General features: G+C 63.4%; 15 protein-coding genes. 5 read left to right on the forward strand and 10 right to left on the reverse strand.

Translation table 11 applies throughout. The features are described 5' to 3' along the window. Positions 1-5: 5 nt before the first annotated feature. Positions 6-2,510: a helicase-related protein gene (locus tag K3174_RS06950; RefSeq protein WP_425594425.1), complete on the reverse strand. Its 2,505-nt coding sequence runs from the start codon at positions 2,508-2,510 to the stop codon at positions 6-8. A 303-nt stretch (positions 2,511-2,813) separates the two neighbouring features. Here K3174_RS06950 and K3174_RS06955 point away from each other — a divergent pair, with 303 nt between their 5' ends. The 5 genes from K3174_RS06955 to K3174_RS06975 are packed head-to-tail and all read left to right on the forward strand — an operon-like array spanning position 2,814 to position 7,018. Continuing rightward, on the forward strand, positions 2,814-4,313 hold the full coding sequence (locus K3174_RS06955; protein WP_221557249.1) for a M23 family metallopeptidase: 1,500 nt from the start codon (positions 2,814-2,816) through the stop codon (positions 4,311-4,313). Between the two features lie 43 nt (positions 4,314-4,356). Then, a complete protein-coding gene (hemB, locus tag K3174_RS06960; protein WP_221557251.1) occupies positions 4,357-5,355 on the forward strand; it encodes a porphobilinogen synthase in 999 nt (332 codons plus the stop codon). Further along, positions 5,348-5,905 carry a GNAT family N-acetyltransferase gene (locus tag K3174_RS06965; RefSeq protein ID WP_221557257.1) on the forward strand — a complete coding sequence of 186 codons (558 nt, stop codon included), beginning with the start codon at positions 5,348-5,350 and terminating at the stop codon, positions 5,903-5,905. Before hemB ends, K3174_RS06965 begins: the two co-directional genes overlap by 8 nt. Beyond that, positions 5,898-6,455: a GNAT family N-acetyltransferase gene (locus K3174_RS06970; RefSeq protein WP_221557259.1), complete on the forward strand. Its 558-nt coding sequence runs from the start codon at positions 5,898-5,900 to the stop codon at positions 6,453-6,455. Before K3174_RS06965 ends, K3174_RS06970 begins: the two co-directional genes overlap by 8 nt. After that, positions 6,452-7,018: a gamma carbonic anhydrase family protein gene (locus K3174_RS06975; RefSeq protein ID WP_221557261.1), complete on the forward strand. Its 567-nt coding sequence runs from the start codon at positions 6,452-6,454 to the stop codon at positions 7,016-7,018. The genes K3174_RS06970 and K3174_RS06975 overlap by 4 nt, the downstream gene beginning before the upstream one ends. Before the next feature lie 39 nt (positions 7,019-7,057). Here the strand turns inward: K3174_RS06975 and K3174_RS06980 are convergent, their stop codons facing one another. The 9 genes from K3174_RS06980 to clpA all read right to left on the reverse strand — a co-directional run bounded on the left by K3174_RS06980 (position 7,058) and on the right by clpA (position 16,922). After that, positions 7,058-7,570: a DUF1993 family protein gene (locus K3174_RS06980; protein ID WP_221557263.1), complete on the reverse strand. Its 513-nt coding sequence runs from the start codon at positions 7,568-7,570 to the stop codon at positions 7,058-7,060. Positions 7,571-7,583: 13 nt separating this feature from the next. Beyond that, on the reverse strand, positions 7,584-9,191 hold the full coding sequence (locus tag K3174_RS06985; protein WP_221557275.1) for a cisplatin damage response ATP-dependent DNA ligase: 1,608 nt from the start codon (positions 9,189-9,191) through the stop codon (positions 7,584-7,586). 96 nt (positions 9,192-9,287) lie between these two features. Then, positions 9,288-9,671, reverse strand: coding sequence for a VOC family protein (locus K3174_RS06990; RefSeq protein ID WP_221557277.1), 384 nt, complete (start codon positions 9,669-9,671; stop codon positions 9,288-9,290). A gap of 12 nt (positions 9,672-9,683) precedes the next feature. Next, positions 9,684-10,103, reverse strand: a complete 420-nt coding sequence (locus K3174_RS06995; RefSeq protein WP_221557279.1) for an OmpA family protein — start codon at positions 10,101-10,103, stop codon at positions 9,684-9,686. A 98-nt stretch (positions 10,104-10,201) separates the two neighbouring features. Then, on the reverse strand, positions 10,202-10,771 hold the full coding sequence (locus K3174_RS07000; RefSeq protein WP_221557281.1) for a hypothetical protein: 570 nt from the start codon (positions 10,769-10,771) through the stop codon (positions 10,202-10,204). A 63-nt stretch (positions 10,772-10,834) separates the two neighbouring features. After that, on the reverse strand, positions 10,835-11,842 hold the full coding sequence (locus K3174_RS07005) for a ligase-associated DNA damage response exonuclease (protein WP_221557283.1): 1,008 nt from the start codon (positions 11,840-11,842) through the stop codon (positions 10,835-10,837). A gap of 54 nt (positions 11,843-11,896) precedes the next feature. Further along, on the reverse strand, positions 11,897-13,399 hold the full coding sequence (locus tag K3174_RS07010) for an ABC transporter permease (protein WP_221557285.1): 1,503 nt from the start codon (positions 13,397-13,399) through the stop codon (positions 11,897-11,899). Continuing rightward, positions 13,396-14,337, reverse strand: a complete 942-nt coding sequence (locus K3174_RS07015) for an ABC transporter ATP-binding protein (protein WP_221557287.1) — start codon at positions 14,335-14,337, stop codon at positions 13,396-13,398. The genes K3174_RS07010 and K3174_RS07015 overlap by 4 nt, the downstream gene beginning before the upstream one ends. A gap of 197 nt (positions 14,338-14,534) precedes the next feature. Next, the gene (gene clpA / locus K3174_RS07020) at positions 14,535-16,922 is read right to left on the reverse strand and encodes an ATP-dependent Clp protease ATP-binding subunit ClpA (RefSeq protein ID WP_221557289.1); all 2,388 of its coding nucleotides are present in this window, start codon (positions 16,920-16,922) and stop codon (positions 14,535-14,537) included. Positions 16,923-16,998: the final 76 nt, after the last annotated feature.

Raw genomic sequence — 16,998 nt, forward strand, 5'->3', positions numbered from 1 at the left:
CGTCGTCAGCGGACCAAACCGGCAAGAGCGGCGAACGCGTTGCCTTCTCTTGGCTGCGAAGGCCTTTGCCGTTCCTGCTTGCGGCGGGAGGGTCGCCATTCCCAGCGGTCGGGCCGAGGCGGACCGAACTGACCTTCGGAAAGTGGCTTGCCTTTCTGCACGCGGAACCCCGCATTGCCGAGCAATCGGGAAATGTTGCCTTCCTCGAGACCGATGGACACCGGCAGCGCATAATCGAGCACGAATTTCCGTCGCCGATCCTTGGCCTGCGCTTTTGCCCGCGTTTCATGTGCAGCGCGCAGTATCTTCTCGGCAAGGTCGATGCGGATCGCCTGGCTGCCCGCATGACGATAGCCCGATGGCAGCTTCTTGGTATCGGCAATGACTGGCAGCATCGCATCGAGCAGCGGACGCCGATCGAGGCTGAGCGCATTCAGCAGCTGGCGTGGCGCCGGCTTGAGGAGGGCCGGGGCAAAAATGTCGAGCGCACCGAAGGTGACGCCGATCTTGCGCAGGAAGGGCCGCATCTCCTTGGGCAAATACTCGATCCCCGCTTTCTCTCGGGTGACGTAACCATGGCCCGCGATGAGGTTGAGCAACAGCGCGCGCGCCTGCGAACCGGCATCGGGATTGCTCGCCGCATGATGCATCTTTTCCAGCGGATCGAGCGGCTCGAGCTTCTTCGCAAGCCATGTGTCGAGCGAGGCCAGCAATTTGCGGCGCGCCGCTTCGGGCAGTGCGGCAACTTCGCGCGTCGGCAATATCACTGGCGTCACGGTGCCGTCGCGGCGTTCAAGCTGGCCCAGTTCCCGCCCCTTCCAGCGGATTGCACCTCGCGAAAGCTCTACATCGGCCATGTCCGACGTTGCCAGGGCCTCCGCCTTCTCGCCGAGCAATCTGGGCAATGCCTTCTCCGCCGCGGCGAGCAGCATGCGCCGGTCTTCGTGACGGGCCGAAGGGTCGACCACGAAGCGCAGGCCTTCGACGTGGCCCAACACCTCGCCCTCTACGCTCACCTCACCCATCTCGCTCAATTCAATCGGCAACATGCCTGCATCCTGTCCTAGTGACTTCATCAGGATCGCCGTCCTTCGGTTTACGAATCGCTCGGTCAGCCGCGCATGGAGCGCGTCCGACAGTTTTGCCTCTACCGCTCGGGCGCGCGACGCCATTTCGTCACGCGCCAGCACCCAGTCGGGCCGCTGGCAGATATAGGCCCAGCTGCGAATCGCTGCGATCCGCCCCTGCAGCGTATCGATGTCCCCGCTCATATTGTCGAGTTCGCTGATTCGCGCAGCAACGTAGTCTGCACCCAGATAGCCTTGGGCCAGATCCTGCCACAGTCGGGCGACGAAGCGGGCGTGAACATCCGGACCGCGTTGACGAAAGTCGGGGAGTGAGCATGCCTCCCAGAACCGCCGTACCGCCCCAGCCCCGCGAACATTCGCGGCAATCGGTTCCTCCGCGAGACGTTTGAGCGTGGCAAGATCGATCGCTTGCGGAGCAAGCCTTAATGCGGCATCTCCCGGCGGCGCTTCCAGATCGGCGATCAGCGTGCCGAGCGAATCGAAACGTGGCTCGGGCTCGCGCCAGAACAGCTGTGTGAGGGGCGCGAAGCGATGTTCCTCGATTGCGTAGACTTCTTCCTCGGAGAACTCGGGCGCAGTGCCGTGCTTGTTCGTGCCTGCCAATGTTCCGAAAGTCCCATCGCGCTGATGGCGGCCGGCACGTCCGGCGATCTGGGCCATTTCGGCGGGCAGCAGGCGGCGCATGCGTACGCCGTCGAATTTCGTCAGACCTGCGAAAGCGACGTGATTGACGTCAAGGTTGAGGCCCATGCCGATCGCGTCGGTGGCGACGATGTAATCGACCTCGCCGGTCTGGAAGAGCGCGACCTGCTTGTTGCGGGTTTCGGGGCTGAGCGCGCCCATCACCACCGCGGCTCCGCCGCGAAAGCGTCGCAGCATCTCCGCAACCGCGTAGACCTGCTCCGCGCTGAAGGCGACGATCGCGCTTCTTGGCGGCAGGCGCGAGAGCTTGCGTGGACCAATATGGGCGAGCGTCGAGAAGCGCGGCCGGTCGGATATTTCCGCCTCGGGCACGAGCTGGCGCACCAGCGGCTCGAGCGTCGCTGCGCCGAGCAGCATCGTCTCCTCGCGCCCGCGTGTGTTGAGCAGATGATCGGTAAAGATATGCCCGCGCTCGCGATCCGCACCAAGCTGCGCCTCGTCCAGCGCGACGAACGCAGCATTCGCACCGTCGCGCGGCATCGCCTCTGCCGTGCAACACATATAACGTGCGCCCTTGGGCTCGATCCGCTCTTCGCCGGTGATGAGAGCGACCGCATCGTCGCCCTTGATGGCGCGAACCCGGTCGTAGACTTCGCGCGCAAGCAGCCGCAGTGGGAAGCCCATGCACCCGCTCGAATGCGCCGCCATGCGCTCGATCGCCAGATGCGTCTTGCCGGTATTGGTGGGTCCGAGGACCGCCTTGATCGCGCTACGCTGCACGCCCCCTAGGTGGCAGCGCGCGGGCGCAAGGGCAACCGGGTGGCGCGCCTATTGCTCGATTCACCGCAATCCCGACTCGTATGACCGCAAGTTAAGGCCCCCTTTACTTTGTTTTGGCAGGCGAAGCGGGCAGAAGACCTTTGCAAGCGTCAGGTCGCGCCGGTTCACGCATCGGGCGACCTTGTTGGAGGGACAGGCGTGTACACGTCTCACGCGGACAACGCAGAAGCAGGATTGCAAGCGGCGAACGGTGGCCCCGGTCGACCCACAGCTGCGCTTGCGTATGACCAGATCCTGCCAAAAATGCCCGTGCCCTCATTCTCCTGGAAAGCCGTGCGGGAACAGCTTTCCGGTCGTATCTGTGCCCTCGACCTCGCACCGGATCTTGGCAGCGAGATCGGCAGCAAGCGTTGGTTCCGCGGGCTTGGAACCTTCGTCGGTCTGACCACTGTTGCGCTGGCTTTCTGGCCCAATTTCGCGCCGCTCGAAGCGGCCCCGCCCGCACATATCGACGATGCCGTGCGCGACGAGTTCCGCAGCCAGATGATCCTGCCGCTCGCCTTGGGGGCGGATAGCGGTCGGCATATGGGCGCAACGGCGCTGGTCCAGCCGCTCGCCGCCGCTCCCGAGCGTCCGACACTCGAAATGGTCGCCACGCTGGCGAAGGGCGACAGCTTCGAACGCATGTTGCGCCGCGCAGGGGTTGGTGCCGGCGATGCGGATCGCGTCGCGGCCCTTGTTGCCGGGGCGATCCCGCTTTCCGAGATCGAGTCCGGTACGCAGTTCGATATCACGCTTGGCCGCCGGGTAGCGCCCGGAGAACCGCGCCCGCTCGGATCGCTGGCGTTTCGCGCGCGGTTCGATCTCGAACTCGATGTTGGCCGACTGGACCAAGGTGCGGCCCTTGCGCTCGTCCGCAAGGTCATTCGCGTGGACGAAACCCCGCTGCGGATCCGTGGCACGGTGGGCGATAGCCTGTACCGTTCGGCGCGCGCGGCTGGCGCTCCGGCAAGCGCTGTGCAATCCTATCTCAAGACGCTAGGCCAGCATGTGAATCTCGACCGCGAAGTGCGTTCGGGCGACACTTTCGACTTCATCCTGGCCCATCGTCGGGCGGCAACCGGAGAGCGTCAGGCAGGCCAGTTGCTTTATGCGGGCCTCGAACGCGCGGAAAAGCCTCGCGTGCAACTCATGCGCTGGGGCAAGGACGGCGAATTCTACGAGGCATCGGGCGTAGGCGAACAGCGCGGCGGACTCATGGCACCGGTGCCCGGGCGGATGAGCTCACGCTTCGGCATGCGCCGTCACCCCATCCTCGGCTATCGCCGCATGCATGCAGGGCTCGACTTCAAGGCTGCTTACGGCCAGCCGATCGTTGCAGTGACCGATGGCCGCGTGCTTTCCTCGGGCCGCGCGGGCGGCTGTGGCAATGCGGTCAAGCTGCGCCACGGCGGCGGCATAGATACACGTTATTGCCATATGAGCCGGATCGCGGTGAACCGCGGTCAGAGCGTGCGTCGTGGGCAGGTCATCGGCTATGTCGGCTCGACCGGTCTTTCGACCGGACCGCACCTCCACTACGAAATGTATCGCAATGGCCGCGCCATCGACCCGGCTTCGGTGCAGTATGTCACGCGCGCACAGCTTTCCGGTGCCGAATTGCAGCGGTTCAAGGATACGTTGGCGAAGATGAAAACGGTCGAGCCTGGCGCGGCGCTGGCCGAGCTCGAACAGACCGCTTCCGAAGTCGCAGCCGAAGAGCCCCAGCGCGAAATCGACAAGCTCGCTCCACCCAAGAAGTAGCGCCGCGATTGCGCCGCGTGGCCGCTTGCGGCAGAGCGCGCGTATGACTCACGCAAGCTATCCCAACACTCGCCTGCGTCGCACCCGCGCGACTGCGTGGAGCCGCGCCATGCATCGCGAGACCGTGTTGACGCCGGCCGATCTCATCTGGCCCCTCTTCGTGACCGAGGGTTCGGGCGTGGAAGAGCCGGTGGCGAGCTTGCCCGGAGTATCGCGCTGGTCGGTCGACCTTGTCGCAAAACGTGCGCATCAGGCGCTTGATCTGGGCATTCCGTGCATTGCTTTGTTCCCGAACACACAGCCTGACAGGCGCAGTGACGACGGCGCCGAAGCGCTCAACCCCGACAATCTCATGTGCCGCGCGATCAAGGCGATCCGTGATGCCTGCGGCAGCGAAATCGGCATCCTGACCGACGTCGCGCTCGATCCCTATACCAGCCACGGCCAGGACGGTCTGCTCGACGAGACGGGTTATGTAGTCAACGACGACACTGTCGCGGTGCTGGTGGATCAGGCCGTAAACCAGGCCAATGCGGGCGCGGACATTATCGCGCCGTCGGACATGATGGACGGACGGGTGAAGGCGATTCGCATGGCGCTGGAGATGAACCAGCATCCCAATGTCCAGATCATGGCGTATTCGGCGAAATATGCTTCGGCCTTTTACGGTCCGTTCCGCGACGCGGTGGGATCGGGCGGTCTGCTCAAGGGCGACAAGAAGAGCTACCAGATGGACCCGGCCAATGGCGACGAGGCGTTGCGCGAGATCGCTCTCGACATCGCCGAGGGCGCGGACAGTGTGATGGTCAAGCCGGGGCTGGCCTATCTCGATATCATCTGGCGCGCGAAGGAGCGTTTCGGCGTGCCGGTGTTCGCCTATCAGGTGAGCGGCGAATATGCGCTGATCGAGGCGGGTGCGGCGGCGGGGGTGGCCGATCGGGACGCCTTGCTGATGGAAAAGCTCATCGCCTTCAAGCGCGCCGGGTGCAGCGGGGTGCTGACCTATCATGCCCCGCGCGCCGCACAGCTGCTGAATGGCTGACTTCCGTCACGAGACCGAGCGGCTGGTCCTGCGTAGCTGGCGCGAGGACGACTGGCCGCGCTTCTGGGAGGGCACCAATACGCCCGCCGTCATGCGCTGGCTGGGCGGCGTGTGCGATGAAGGGAAGCGCATGGCCGCGCAGGACCGCATATTGTCCTACGAACGCGATCACGGCCACACATTTTGGTGTGTCGAGCGGAAGGAGGACAGCGAAATCCTCGGCTTCTGCGGCCTCAAGCGATCGAACCAGGCGGGCGGGCCGATCGGCATGATGGAGGCCGGGTGGCGGTTGCGCGAGAGTGCCTGGGGCAAGGGCTATGCGCGCGAGGCGGCACAGGCCTCGCTCGACCTTGGCTTCGACCGGTTCGAGGTGGACGAGGTCGTCGCGCTCACCGTCCAGCGCAACGCGGGCAGCTGGGGGCTGATGAAGCGCCTCGGCATGCGTCGGCGCGAGGATCTGGACTTCGACAATGCCGAGTTCGACGACGAGGATCCGGTGATCATCGTCTATTCCATCGGCCGTGCCACGTGGGAGGGTGCAGATGGCTGACATTATCGCGGAAACCGGCCGCCTGATCCTGCGTACGATCGAGGAAAGCGACGCGGCCGAGCAGATGCGCGTGTTGAACAGTCCGGAGGTTATGGCACGCCTAGGCGGACCGAAAGAGCTGCACGAGACTCAGGCAAAGCATGCCAAGTCGATGGCACTCTACGCCAAAGAAGGCTTCAGCTTTCTTTTCATGATCGAGAAGGCGACCGGCGAGATGGTCGGCCATTGCGGGATGAAGCGCGTCGACAATCCGTTGGCGAAGAACCTCGGCGATCACGAAGTCGGCTGGCTCGTGCGCGAGGATCGCTGGCGGCGCGGCTATGCCGAAGAGGCCATGCGCGCGGTACTCGACTGGGCCTTCACCCGTATCGGTGCCCCTTATGTCGTTGCGCTGACCAGCCATGCCAATATCGGCAGCTGGAAGCTGATGGAAAAGCTCGGCATGGTCCGGCGCGAGGATCTCGACTTCGACGATCCCGCCTATCCGCCCGAGGATCGCACGACGATCCTCTACTCGCTCACGAAAGACCAATGGGAGAACGCACGATGAACGCGAGCCGACCCGGCGTCACCATTATCCCGATCCATGGCCACACGCCGAAAATCCACGACAGCGCCTTCATCGCGCCCGGTTGCACGATCATCGGCAATGTCGAGATCGGGCCCGACAGTTCGGTGTGGTACAATTGCGTGCTGCGCGCCGATGTCAGCCGCATCGTGATCGGCGAGCGCTCGAACATCCAGGACGGCAGCGTGTGCCACTGCGATCCCGAGCGCCCGGGCGATCCCGATGGCTCGCCGCTGATCGTCGGCGACGATGTGCTGATCGGCCACATGGCCATGGTCCATGGCTGCACGATCGAGGATCGTGGCTTCGTCGGCCTCGGCGCGATCGCCATGAACAAGGCGGTGATCGGCTCGGATGCGATGCTGGCGGCCGGCGCCATGCTGACCGAAGGCAAGGTTATGGCCCCGCGCGAGCTGTGGGGCGGGCGGCCTGCGCGCAAGATGCGCGATCTCGACGATGCGGACATTGCGGGCATGCGCATGGGCGTGGCGCATTATGCGGAGAACGCGAGGCTACATGCGGAGGCGGTCGCCAAGGCGTCGTGAGGCTGACGCCACTGCGCCGCAAGATGCGCGGCGCGACTTCTACCCTGTGGGCTGGCGCAGATACTTGAACATGTAGGGCACGTAGTCGGCCTTGCCGATAGCCAGCCCCGCCTGCCGCAGGATGGCGTAGGCGGCGTTGATGTGGAAGTAGAATTGCGCGATGGCCCAATCGCGAACGTAGTCCTGCGTAGTGAGGTCGAAGGTCATGCCGTTGGGCAATGCCATTGCCAACGGTGCATCGTCGGCGGGAAAGTGGAGAGCTTCCGCGCTTTCCACCAGCTTTCGAGCCTCGGCAATAATTGCACGCGCTTCGGCGAAGTCTTTCGGGTCTTCGTCGCGGCTGGTGAACTCCATAAGCCCAAGCCTTTCGAGCGCTTCGCCCGGCATATTCGCAAGAAAGCGGATCTGCGTCGAAAGCGGGTGCATGTCGTCGGCCAGGCGTGCACCGAGCAGCTCGCCGGCCTTCTCATGACTCTCGGCCTTCGTGACCAACCCGTCGAGTGTGCCGAGCATGTTGGCGTGCGTGGTCAGTAGCAGCGTCTTCATATCCATTGTCCGAGTCTCCCTAATCGCGGATCAATGCTCGCAGCGCGTCGATCCTGTCCGCCTCGTGCACCGGCTTTTCCCAGCGGATGCGATGGATACGCGGGAAGCGCATGGCGAGGCCGGATTTGTGGCGCCTGGATTCGTGGACGCTGTCGAAGGCGACTTCGAAGACCAGGCTCTTGTCCGTTTCGCGCACCGGCCCGAAACGGTTGACCGTGTTCTGGCGCACGTGCCGATCGAGCTTCTTCAGTTCTTCGTCGGTGAAGCCCGAATAGGCCTTGCCCACGGGGAGAAGTTCCGCCCCGGCGTCGGGATCGCCGTCCCAGCAGCCGAAAGTGTAGTCCGAATAGAAGCTCGAGCGCTTGCCGCTGCCGCGCTGGGCATACATCAGTACGCAGTCGATCAGCAGCGGATCGCGCTTCCATTTGTACCAGTAGCCGACGCGGCGCCCGGCGATATAGGGGCTGTCCTTGCGCTTGAGCATCAAGCCCTCGATCGCATCGTCGCGGCTGCCCTCGCGGATTTTCGCGAGATGATCGAAATCGCGCGCCTCGACCACCTTGCTGATGTCGAAATGGCTTTCTGGGAGGCGGACTATCAGGCTTTCGAGCTGCGCACGGCGTCCGGTCCAGGGCTGTTCGCGCAGATCCTGCCCTTCGAGCAGGAGCACGTCGTAGAGGCGCACGAAGGCGGGAAACTCTTTGAGCATCTTCTTGCTCACGGTCTTCCGGCCGAGCCGTTGCTGCAGGGCATTGAAACTGGCCGCCCCGCCTTGAGTCCGGGCGTTTTCCGGGCCGCCCTGCGTCGAACCGCGCACCAGCAGTTCGCCATCGAGCACAGCGGAAAAGGGCAGGACGTCCAGCAGTTCGGGGAAAGTCGCGGAGATATCGTCGCCGGAACGACTGTAGACGCGCGTTTCGTCGCCTGCGCGGACCAGTTGCACGCGGATGCCGTCCCATTTCCATTCGGCGGCATAATCGGCGAGGTCGACGACGGTGTCCTCTAACGGATGTGCGAGCATGAAGGGGCGGAAGGTCGGCAGGTTTTCGATATCGGGCGGCGCTTCGCCGCGTGCAGCCCAGGCAAAAAGCGGATCGAAGGGGGCATCGAGGCCGTGCCAGTATTCTTCCACCTCGTCGACGGAGACATTGAAGGCGTGGGCGAATGCGGTCTTGGCGAGGCGGCTGGATACGCCGATCCGCATTCCGCCCGTCGCCAGTTTGAGCAGGGCATAGCGGCCGGAGGCGTCCAGGCGATCGAGCAGTTCGGGGAGTTCGCCGAGAACGCTTTTGCGGTTCATCGCGAGAAGCAGTTCGACGGCTTCGCCGACCGTCGGCGGCGAGGGCGGCCGTTCGGGGGCGGGCCACAGCAGGCTGGCCGTTTCCGCCGTATCGCCGACGAAGTCGCGGCTGAGGGTCCATAGCACCGGATCGATCCGATCCTTGAGCAGGTTGCGGATCGTCGAACTCTTGACGGCGGGAAAGTCGAGCCCGTCGGATAGCGCGGCCAGCGCCCAGCCGCGGTCGGGGTCGGGTGTGGTGCGCAGGTACTCGGCGATCAGCCGCAGCTTCTCGTTGCGGCTGCGCGTATAGACCAGCGCATCCAGCAGAGCTGCGAGTTGCTCCACTAGCGAAACGCCGCAAGCCAATCGGCTGGATGCCGATTGGCCTGGGTTGCCCCGATTTCTGCAGATACCGTAAAGCCGCAGCCGGGAGAGGAAGCTTCATCCATCCCCGGTATTCGGAGCATAAGTGCCGAAACTCCATTCATAACCTTCGCTGTCCTGCGCGCGCCAGCGGCGGGAGCCGAACTCGGTGTCCTCAGGCGGATAGACCACGCGAACCCCTGCTGCCTCGGCCTTGGCGAAATGTGCATCGACATCCTCGACCACAACATAGGTGCCGTGACTCGGCTTCGGATCGCCCGGGCCGCCCTGCGCCGAACCCAGCATGATGGCGCCGCCCCGGAAGGTCAGCTCGGCATGCATTACTGCGCCGTCCTCGCCGTCATAGCGCGCACCGGTTGCGAAACCGAAGCATCGTTCGAGATAGTCGATCGCCTCTGCGGCATTTTCGTAGGCGAAATAGGGCACGAAAGTCAGGGGCATCGCAGTCTCCAATCATTTTTTCAGGATAACTTCCACGCGGCGGTTTTGCTGGCGGCCATCTTCGTTGTCGCTACCGTCCTCATTGGTGTTGGGAGTGATCGGGCGCTTCTCGCCAAAGCCTTCTACCTCCATGCTGTCCCCAGCCACGCTGTGCACGTCCTTGAGGAAATCGTACACCGCCTGGGCCCGGGCGCGCGAGAGGCGATCGTTGTACGCGTCTTCGCCCTTGGAATCGGTGTGGCCCTCGATCGCGATCGATGACGGTTTGTCCGCCGCGATCAGCTGCGCCAGCTTGGCCAGCGTGGGCTTGGCGCTGTCGCGGATCTCCGCCTTGTCGTAATCGAACAGCACGTCGCCCGGCAGAGCCACGACGGTGCCGCGCTCGGTCTGCGTTGCGCCTAGGTCGGAGCGGACCTGTTCGATGGTGCTCACGCTGCTGCCGCCGGTATTCGCTCCGCCGAGCGTTGAAGCGCTACCCTGGAACGGCCGGATCGCTGTTCGCGGCGACTGGCCCAGTACCGTCAGACGGCTCAGTTTTTTTTTGAGCCGTCGTCCGAAAAGGCCGCTTCGGTCAGGGGCAGGGGAATGCGGAAACCCGGGCGGTCGGAAAAGCGGTTATCGGTCGCCTCGCCGTCGTTGAAGATCAGCGTTGCGCTTTCGCCTTCGGGCAAGTTGCCGAGAAAAACGAGTTCCACCTGTACCCGTTGGCCCGCAGTCACACCGAGCTTCTCGTTCCCCGCTGGTGGCGAGAGATAGAGCTTCTGACCGCTACCGGTGACGATGTAGGTGTCGTCATTGCCATAGCGGTTGAAGTACATTTCCTTTTCCGCGCCATTGGTAATTACGGCAGTGACGACAGTTTCGGAAGGTTTGGCCTGCATCGAAGTGAGCTGGACTACCGAGCGGTTGGGGTGGGTAAGCTGAATGTCCAGTCCCATCGGCTCGCCCCCGCCGAACAGGCGCGACGTGATCGAGGGACCTTCGGGGGTCATATCCTGTTGTTCCGCCGAGCCCTCGCTGCCCTCGGGCTCTGTCTCTTTCACTCCGCAAGCGGAAAGCATGACGAGGGATGCAAGCGCGGTCGTGAGGGCAAGACGCATTGGGCAGCTCCGGATTGCTTCAGGCCGAGAACGACTTAACCGGCGGCGGGGTTCCACGATAAATCAGTCGTCTTCATCCTCGTAGCCGACCAGCGCGAGGGCCTTCGCGCGGCGCTGGTGGAGTTGGCACCAGCGCAGGAGTGCGTCCTCACGGCCATGAGTGATCCAGTTATCCTGCGCGCCGACTTCCTCGATCGTGCGGGTAAGTTCGTCCCAGTCGGCATGGTCCGAGATGACCAGCGGCAATTCGACGTTGCGCTGGCGCGCCCGCTGGCGAATACGCATCCAGCCGCTGGCCATGGCCGTGATAGGCCCGGGCAGACGGCGAGACCAGCGATCGTTTAGCGCAGACGGCGGGCAAATCACGATAGACCCGCGCATGTCGTCCTTAGAATGGTCGGAGACCAGCCGCAATTCGCCGAGCCTCACACCATGCTCCTCGTAGAGCCGGCACATCTTCTCCATCGCGCCGTGGAGATAGATCGGCGCACCATGTCCCGCGCGCCGCAATTCGGCGATTACACGCTGCGCCTTGCCCAGAGCATAGGCACCGACGAGTACGCAACGGTCGGGATGCGCGGCCAGCCGATCGAGCAGTTTCTGCATCTCTTCCTCGATCGGCGGATGACGGAACACTGGCAGGCCGAAAGTCGCCTCGGTGATGAAGATGTCGCAGGGGGCGACCTCGAAAGGTGGGCAAGTGGGGTCGTGACGCCGTTTGTAGTCGCCCGTCACGATCACGCGCTCGCCCGCATGTTCGAGCAGTATCTGTGCGCTGCCGAGGACGTGCCCCGCCGGCAGATAGCTCGCATCGACGCCGCCAGGCAAACGGATCGTTTCGCCGTATGCGACTGGCGTCGCGCCGTCGCGAGTTGCGTAGCGCAACTCCATGATCGCCAGCGTTTCGGGCGTGGCAACGGTCCGTCCGTGCCCGCCGCGCGCATGGTCGGCATGGCCATGCGTGACCAATGCCTTGTCGACCGCACGCGAAGGGTCGACCCAGCAATCGGCGGGAGCGATATAGATGCCGTGCGGTTTGGGCCTGATCCAGGAGGGGGCGGGTGCGGCCATTTCGTATTCAAACGAAAAGGGCGCCGACCGTTCCCGTACCTGTCTTGCCTGCGATCAGCCCGGCGTGCCGCGCAGGCGTTCGATCATGCGTTTGAAACTCGGCTTTTGCCCGGAAGCGAGAAGACTGGCTCTGAACAGCCGCCCAATCAGTACCAGTTCGAGCGCGATCGCAGTGGCGAGCAATGCGCCCGAACCGACCATCTCCCACCATTCGATACCCATGCCCAGCCGCGCCAGTACAGTGAAGGGCGTCCATAGCGGCACCCAGGTCAGCACTTGCACGATCCAGCCCGAATTGCCGGCAAGGATCGTCTGAATCAGGAAAGTGACAGGCAGCAGTATCAGCAACATGACCGGCATGAGATAGCCTTGCGCCTCGCTCATCGAATCGACCATCGCGCCGATCGCCACGAAAAGAGCCGAGATGGCGATGTAGCCGGCAATGAAGAAGAACAGGATCGCGGCGATGATGCCGGGGCTGGAGACAGGATCGAGCGCCGGGCGGATCATGTCCGCGATAACCCCGTGCGTGGCGTAGGCTGCCACGCCTGCACAAGCGCCCCAGACAAGGATCATCAACAGGCCGACGCTAAGCGAGCCGAGCAGTTTGCCGTACATCAGATCCTCGGGCCTGATGCAGGCAAGGAGCGATTCCAGAAGTTTTTTCGAGCGTTCCTCGACCGAGCCCTGCAGCATCCAACTGCCCGAGAGGATGAGGCTCATTACCAGAATGTAGGCAAGGGCCAATGGCACGATCGAGCGGACCAGCAAAGCCTCGCGCGCGCCGCCGCCCGGCGGGGGGGTGTCCACCGCAACAATCGGCGCCGCACTCTGTACCGCCGCAGCGTTTGCGGGTGGAATACCCTGAGCGGCGAGTAGCCGCGCGCGCAGATCGGCGGTCAGCGCTTCCTGTATGGTGGTTACGAAACTGCCCTGGGGCGGATTGGCTGAGAACAGCTGGATACGCGGATTGGCCGGATAGTTCTCGCCGATCAGAACCACGATTTCCGGCGCGGTATCGTCATCCGCATCGAACAGCGCGCGCGCTTGGGTGCCGAACGCCTCGCCTTCCGCAGCGATCAGGGCTTCGGGGATGGGGGAGAAAATGTACTGGGTCTCTTCCGGCTCGAAAGCGGGCACGCCTTCGGGACGCACGGCGTCGATCTTTTCCAGTGCCGCCTCGATCCCGCCCGCACGCTCGAAGGCGATGATATCGGCGGCGGTATACCAGCGGTCGTGCTTTGCCCACGGAGCTTGCGGATCAGCGTGCTGGAGATCGTAACGCCTGACATAACGCGACAATTCGCGCAGCAGCCCCTGGGCCTCTTCGGCCGCAAAAAGTGCCTCCAGCGCCTGCTCGGCGTCCCCGCCAGACCGATCTACCACGGTAACCCGCGTGGGTTCGTTGTCTTCCAGCGTGTCGGCGAAGATCGGTCCGAGTGCGAAAGCGACGGGCAGGATGAGAAGAGTAAGCCAGAAGCTCTTCATCTTGAGGATCTGGTGAATTTCCCGCCGGGCGACAAGCAGCACATTGGTAATGTCGATCGACGGTTTCATCGCGCCGCCTCCGCTGCAACAGGGTCGTGTTCGGGGTCCGCCCCAACCAGCTGGACGAAGACGTCATGCAGGCTGGCCCGGTGTTCATCCCAGCGCCGCAACGCAATAGCGTTGGAACTGCAGTGTTCGAGCACCGCGGCGGGATCGACCCCATCGGACAGATGAAGTGTCCAGTCCTGCCAGCCGTCGCTGCGTGTCTCGCCCCGCTCGGCCCGAGCCACGCCGAGGACTTGCGAAAGATCTGTCTTCGCGGTGGCAATCAGCCGCGCGGGCAAGGCCGCGCGCGCCTCGTCCAGCGTGCCTTCGAACCGTTTGCGGCCGTTGCGCAGCAGCAGCAGGCGATCGCACAGCCGTTCGGCGTGCTGCATCACATGGGTGGAAAAGATCACTGCCGCACCGCGCCTGGACGCGCGCAGGATTTCATCTTCCAGTAGCCCCTGATTGACCGGATCGAGGCCGGAAAAAGGTTCGTCGAGCATCAGCAGCGCGGGATCGTTGACCAGCGAAGTCGCCAGCTGAACCTTCTGCGCCATTCCCTTGGACATATCGCCGATATCGCTTCTGGCACGCCCCGCAAGATCGAAACGAGCGAGCAGATCCATACCGCGGCTGTGCGCTTCGGCGGCCTTCATTCCCTTCAGCCGCCCGAAATACACGATGGTATCGATCGCGCTCATCCCGGCGTAGAGGCCGCGTTCTTCCGGCAGGAAGCCGATTGCCTGTGCGTTTCGGCGGTCGGGCGCGCTGCCAAGCACGCTGATTGTCCCCGATGTCGGGCGGATGATGTCGAGCACCATGCGCAGCGTCGTGGTCTTGCCCGCACCGTTGCCGCCAAGAAAGCCGAAAATCTGCCCGGGCGCGACCGTGAACGACAGATCGTCCACGGCGACCACGTTATCGAAGCGTTTGACGAGATGAGAAACTTGCAGAACCGACATTGGCGCTCCCTAGTGTCCGATAGCGACTAGGTGACGTCGATCCCCGGTGCAACCACGCCTAGCCTGACGGGCACGAAAGGCCGATCACGGCCCATCCTGCAAACAGTGGTGATCGCTTGCTGTTGCGGCCGACGCGAGCGAAAGAAAACAGAGGCGCCGACCACACTCTGGTGCCCACTGTTCATGGCCGGCACAGCTCAGCTCTTGGTTTCGTCGGTCCCTTCGCTGGCGTTCGCGCCAGGCTTTTTCGGCGCAGCCTTCTTGTTCGCGGTCGGCTTCTTCTTCGCCGCCGGCTTGCGACTGGCCTTGGGCGGAGCCGGGGTAAGTTCGAAGGAGGGCTTGCCGTCCTTCATCGTCACCGAAACCTCGCCGCCATCGGCCAGCTTGCCGAACAGCAGTTCCTCTGCCAGCGGCTGCTTGATCTTTTCCTGGATCAGGCGGCTCATCGGGCGTGCACCGTAGAGACGGTCGTAGCCCTTGTCGGCGAGCCAGGCGCGGGCCTCTTTGTCGAACTGGATGTCGACATTCTGTTCGGCCAGCTGAAGCTCGAGCTGGAGGATGAACTTGTCGACCACTCGCGCGACCGTTTCCTTGCCGAGATAGCCGAACGGCACGATCGCATCGAGGCGATTGCGGAACTCGGGGGTGAACATGCGCTTCACCGCTTCCTCGCTCGCGTCTTCCTTGCTCACGTCGCCAAAGCCGATGCCCTGGCGTGCCATGTCGGCGGCACCGGCATTGGTGGTCATGATCAGCACGACATTGCGGAAGTCGACCGTCTTGCCGTGATGATCGGTCAGGCGGCCGTTATCCATCACCTGCAGCAGGATGTTGAAGAGGTCCGGGTGCGCCTTTTCGATCTCGTCGAGCAGAAGCACGCAATGCGGGTTCTGATCAACCGCATCGGTCAAAAGTCCGCCCTGATCGTAACCAACATAGCCCGGAGGTGCGCCGATCAGGCGCGACACGCTGTGACGCTCCATGTATTCGGACATATCGAAACGTTTCAGTTCGATGCCCATGATCGAGGCGAGCTGGCGCGCGACCTCGGTCTTTCCGACGCCGGTGGGGCCCGAGAACAGGAAGGAGCCGATCGGCTTGTCGGGATCGCGCAGCCCTGCGCGGCTGAGCTTCATCGCGGTCGACAGCTTCTTTACCGCCGCGTCTTGTCCGAACACGACGTGCTTCAGATCGCGCTCGAGGTTTTCCAGCGCCTTCTTGTCATCGCTCGATACCGTCTTGGGAGGGATGCGCGCCATAGTGGCGATGACCGCCTCGATTTCTCTGGCGGTGATCTTCTTCTTGCGGCGGCTGGGCGGCACCAGCATCTGCATCGCGCCAACCTCGTCGATCACGTCGATTGCCTTGTCGGGCAACTTGCGGTCGTTGATATAGCGCGCGGACAGCTCCACCGCCGTTTTCAGCGCATCGATCGTATAGGTTACCTTGTGGTGATCCTGGAATGCGGTCTTCAGGCCCTTGAGAATCTTGATCGTGTCTTCGATCGTCGGCTCGTTCACGTCGATCTTCTGGAACCGGCGCAGTAGCGCGCGATCCTTTTCGAAGTGATTGCGGAATTCCTTGTAGGTGGTCGAACCGATGCAGCGGATTGCGCCGCTCGAAAGGGCCGGCTTCAGCAAGTTCGAGGCATCCATCGCCCCGCCGCTGGTCGCCCCGGCGCCGATCACGGTGTGGATCTCGTCGATGAACAGGATGGCCTCGGGCATGCCTTCGAGTTCGTTGACGACCTGCTTGAGCCGTTCTTCGAAATCGCCGCGGTAACGAGTGCCGGCGAGCAGTGCGCCCATGTCGAGGGAGTAGATCACCGCATCCTGCAGGACTTCGGGCACTTCGCCTTCGACGATCTTGCGCGCCAGCCCCTCCGCGATCGCGGTCTTCCCGACGCCGGGATCGCCGACATAGAGCGGATTGTTCTTGCTGCGACGACACAGGATCTGGATCGTCCGATCGACTTCCGGACCGCGCCCGATCAGCGGGTCGATCCGGCCGTCCTCGGCCTTTTTGTTGAGATTGACCGTGAACTGGTCGAGCGCGGTTTCCTTCTTGCCCTTTTCGCCGGCTTTCTCCTCGCCCTGCGTCTCGGCGTTTTCCGCACCTTCGGGCGGACGGCTCTCGATCTGCTTGCCGCCCTTGCCGATGCCGTGGCTGATGAAGCTCACCGCGTCGAGGCGGCTCATATCCTGCTGCTGGAGGAAATAGACGGCATAGCTATCCCGCTCGGAAAACAGTGCCACCAGCACGTTGGCGCCGGTCACCGTATCCTTGCCCGAAGACTGCACATGCAGGATCGCCCGCTGGATGACTCGCTGGAAACCCGCCGTCGGCTGCGGATCGGCGCTCTCGTCCGATTGCAGCGACTGATATTCCTGTTCCAGATATTGCTTCACTACCGCAGTAAGTTCGTTCAGTTCGACGCCGCAAGCAGTCATGACCTGGGCCGCATCCTCGTCGTCGATCAACGCAAGCAGCAGATGTTCGAGCGTCGCATATTCGTGGCGGCGCTCGCCGGCATCGGTCAGCGCGGCGTGGAGGGTCTTTTCGAGATTGGCTGCAAAACTGGGCATTCAGGTATCTTTCTTGGGCGACTCGCACGGGGCGAACTGGAAACAGCCTATGGGCCGAAGGTTAGCCAATGCTGTA

It is taken from the genome of Qipengyuania qiaonensis (assembly GCF_019711515.1).
GTDB classification, from domain to species: Bacteria; Pseudomonadota; Alphaproteobacteria; order Sphingomonadales; family Sphingomonadaceae; genus Qipengyuania; species Qipengyuania qiaonensis.

Coding starts and splice junctions, on each gene's coding strand:
- K3174_RS07000 (WP_221557281.1), bottom strand. CDS start 10,771: ATGCGTCTTGCCCTCACGACCGCGCTTGCATCCCTCGTCATGCTTTCC.
- K3174_RS07015 (WP_221557287.1), bottom strand. CDS start 14,337: ATGTCGGTTCTGCAAGTTTCTCATCTCGTCAAACGCTTCGATAACGTG.
- hemB (WP_221557251.1), top strand. CDS start 4,357: ATGACTCACGCAAGCTATCCCAACACTCGCCTGCGTCGCACCCGCGCG.
- K3174_RS06955 (WP_221557249.1), top strand. CDS start 2,814: ATGCCCGTGCCCTCATTCTCCTGGAAAGCCGTGCGGGAACAGCTTTCC.
- K3174_RS06975 (WP_221557261.1), top strand. CDS start 6,452: ATGAACGCGAGCCGACCCGGCGTCACCATTATCCCGATCCATGGCCAC.
- K3174_RS07005 (WP_221557283.1), bottom strand. CDS start 11,842: ATGGCCGCACCCGCCCCCTCCTGGATCAGGCCCAAACCGCACGGCATC.
- K3174_RS07010 (WP_221557285.1), bottom strand. CDS start 13,399: ATGAAACCGTCGATCGACATTACCAATGTGCTGCTTGTCGCCCGGCGG.
- clpA (WP_221557289.1), bottom strand. CDS start 16,922: ATGCCCAGTTTTGCAGCCAATCTCGAAAAGACCCTCCACGCCGCGCTG.
- K3174_RS06990 (WP_221557277.1), bottom strand. CDS start 9,671: ATGCCCCTGACTTTCGTGCCCTATTTCGCCTACGAAAATGCCGCAGAG.
- K3174_RS06965 (WP_221557257.1), top strand. CDS start 5,348: ATGGCTGACTTCCGTCACGAGACCGAGCGGCTGGTCCTGCGTAGCTGG.
- K3174_RS06970 (WP_221557259.1), top strand. CDS start 5,898: ATGGCTGACATTATCGCGGAAACCGGCCGCCTGATCCTGCGTACGATC.
- K3174_RS06980 (WP_221557263.1), bottom strand. CDS start 7,570: ATGGATATGAAGACGCTGCTACTGACCACGCACGCCAACATGCTCGGC.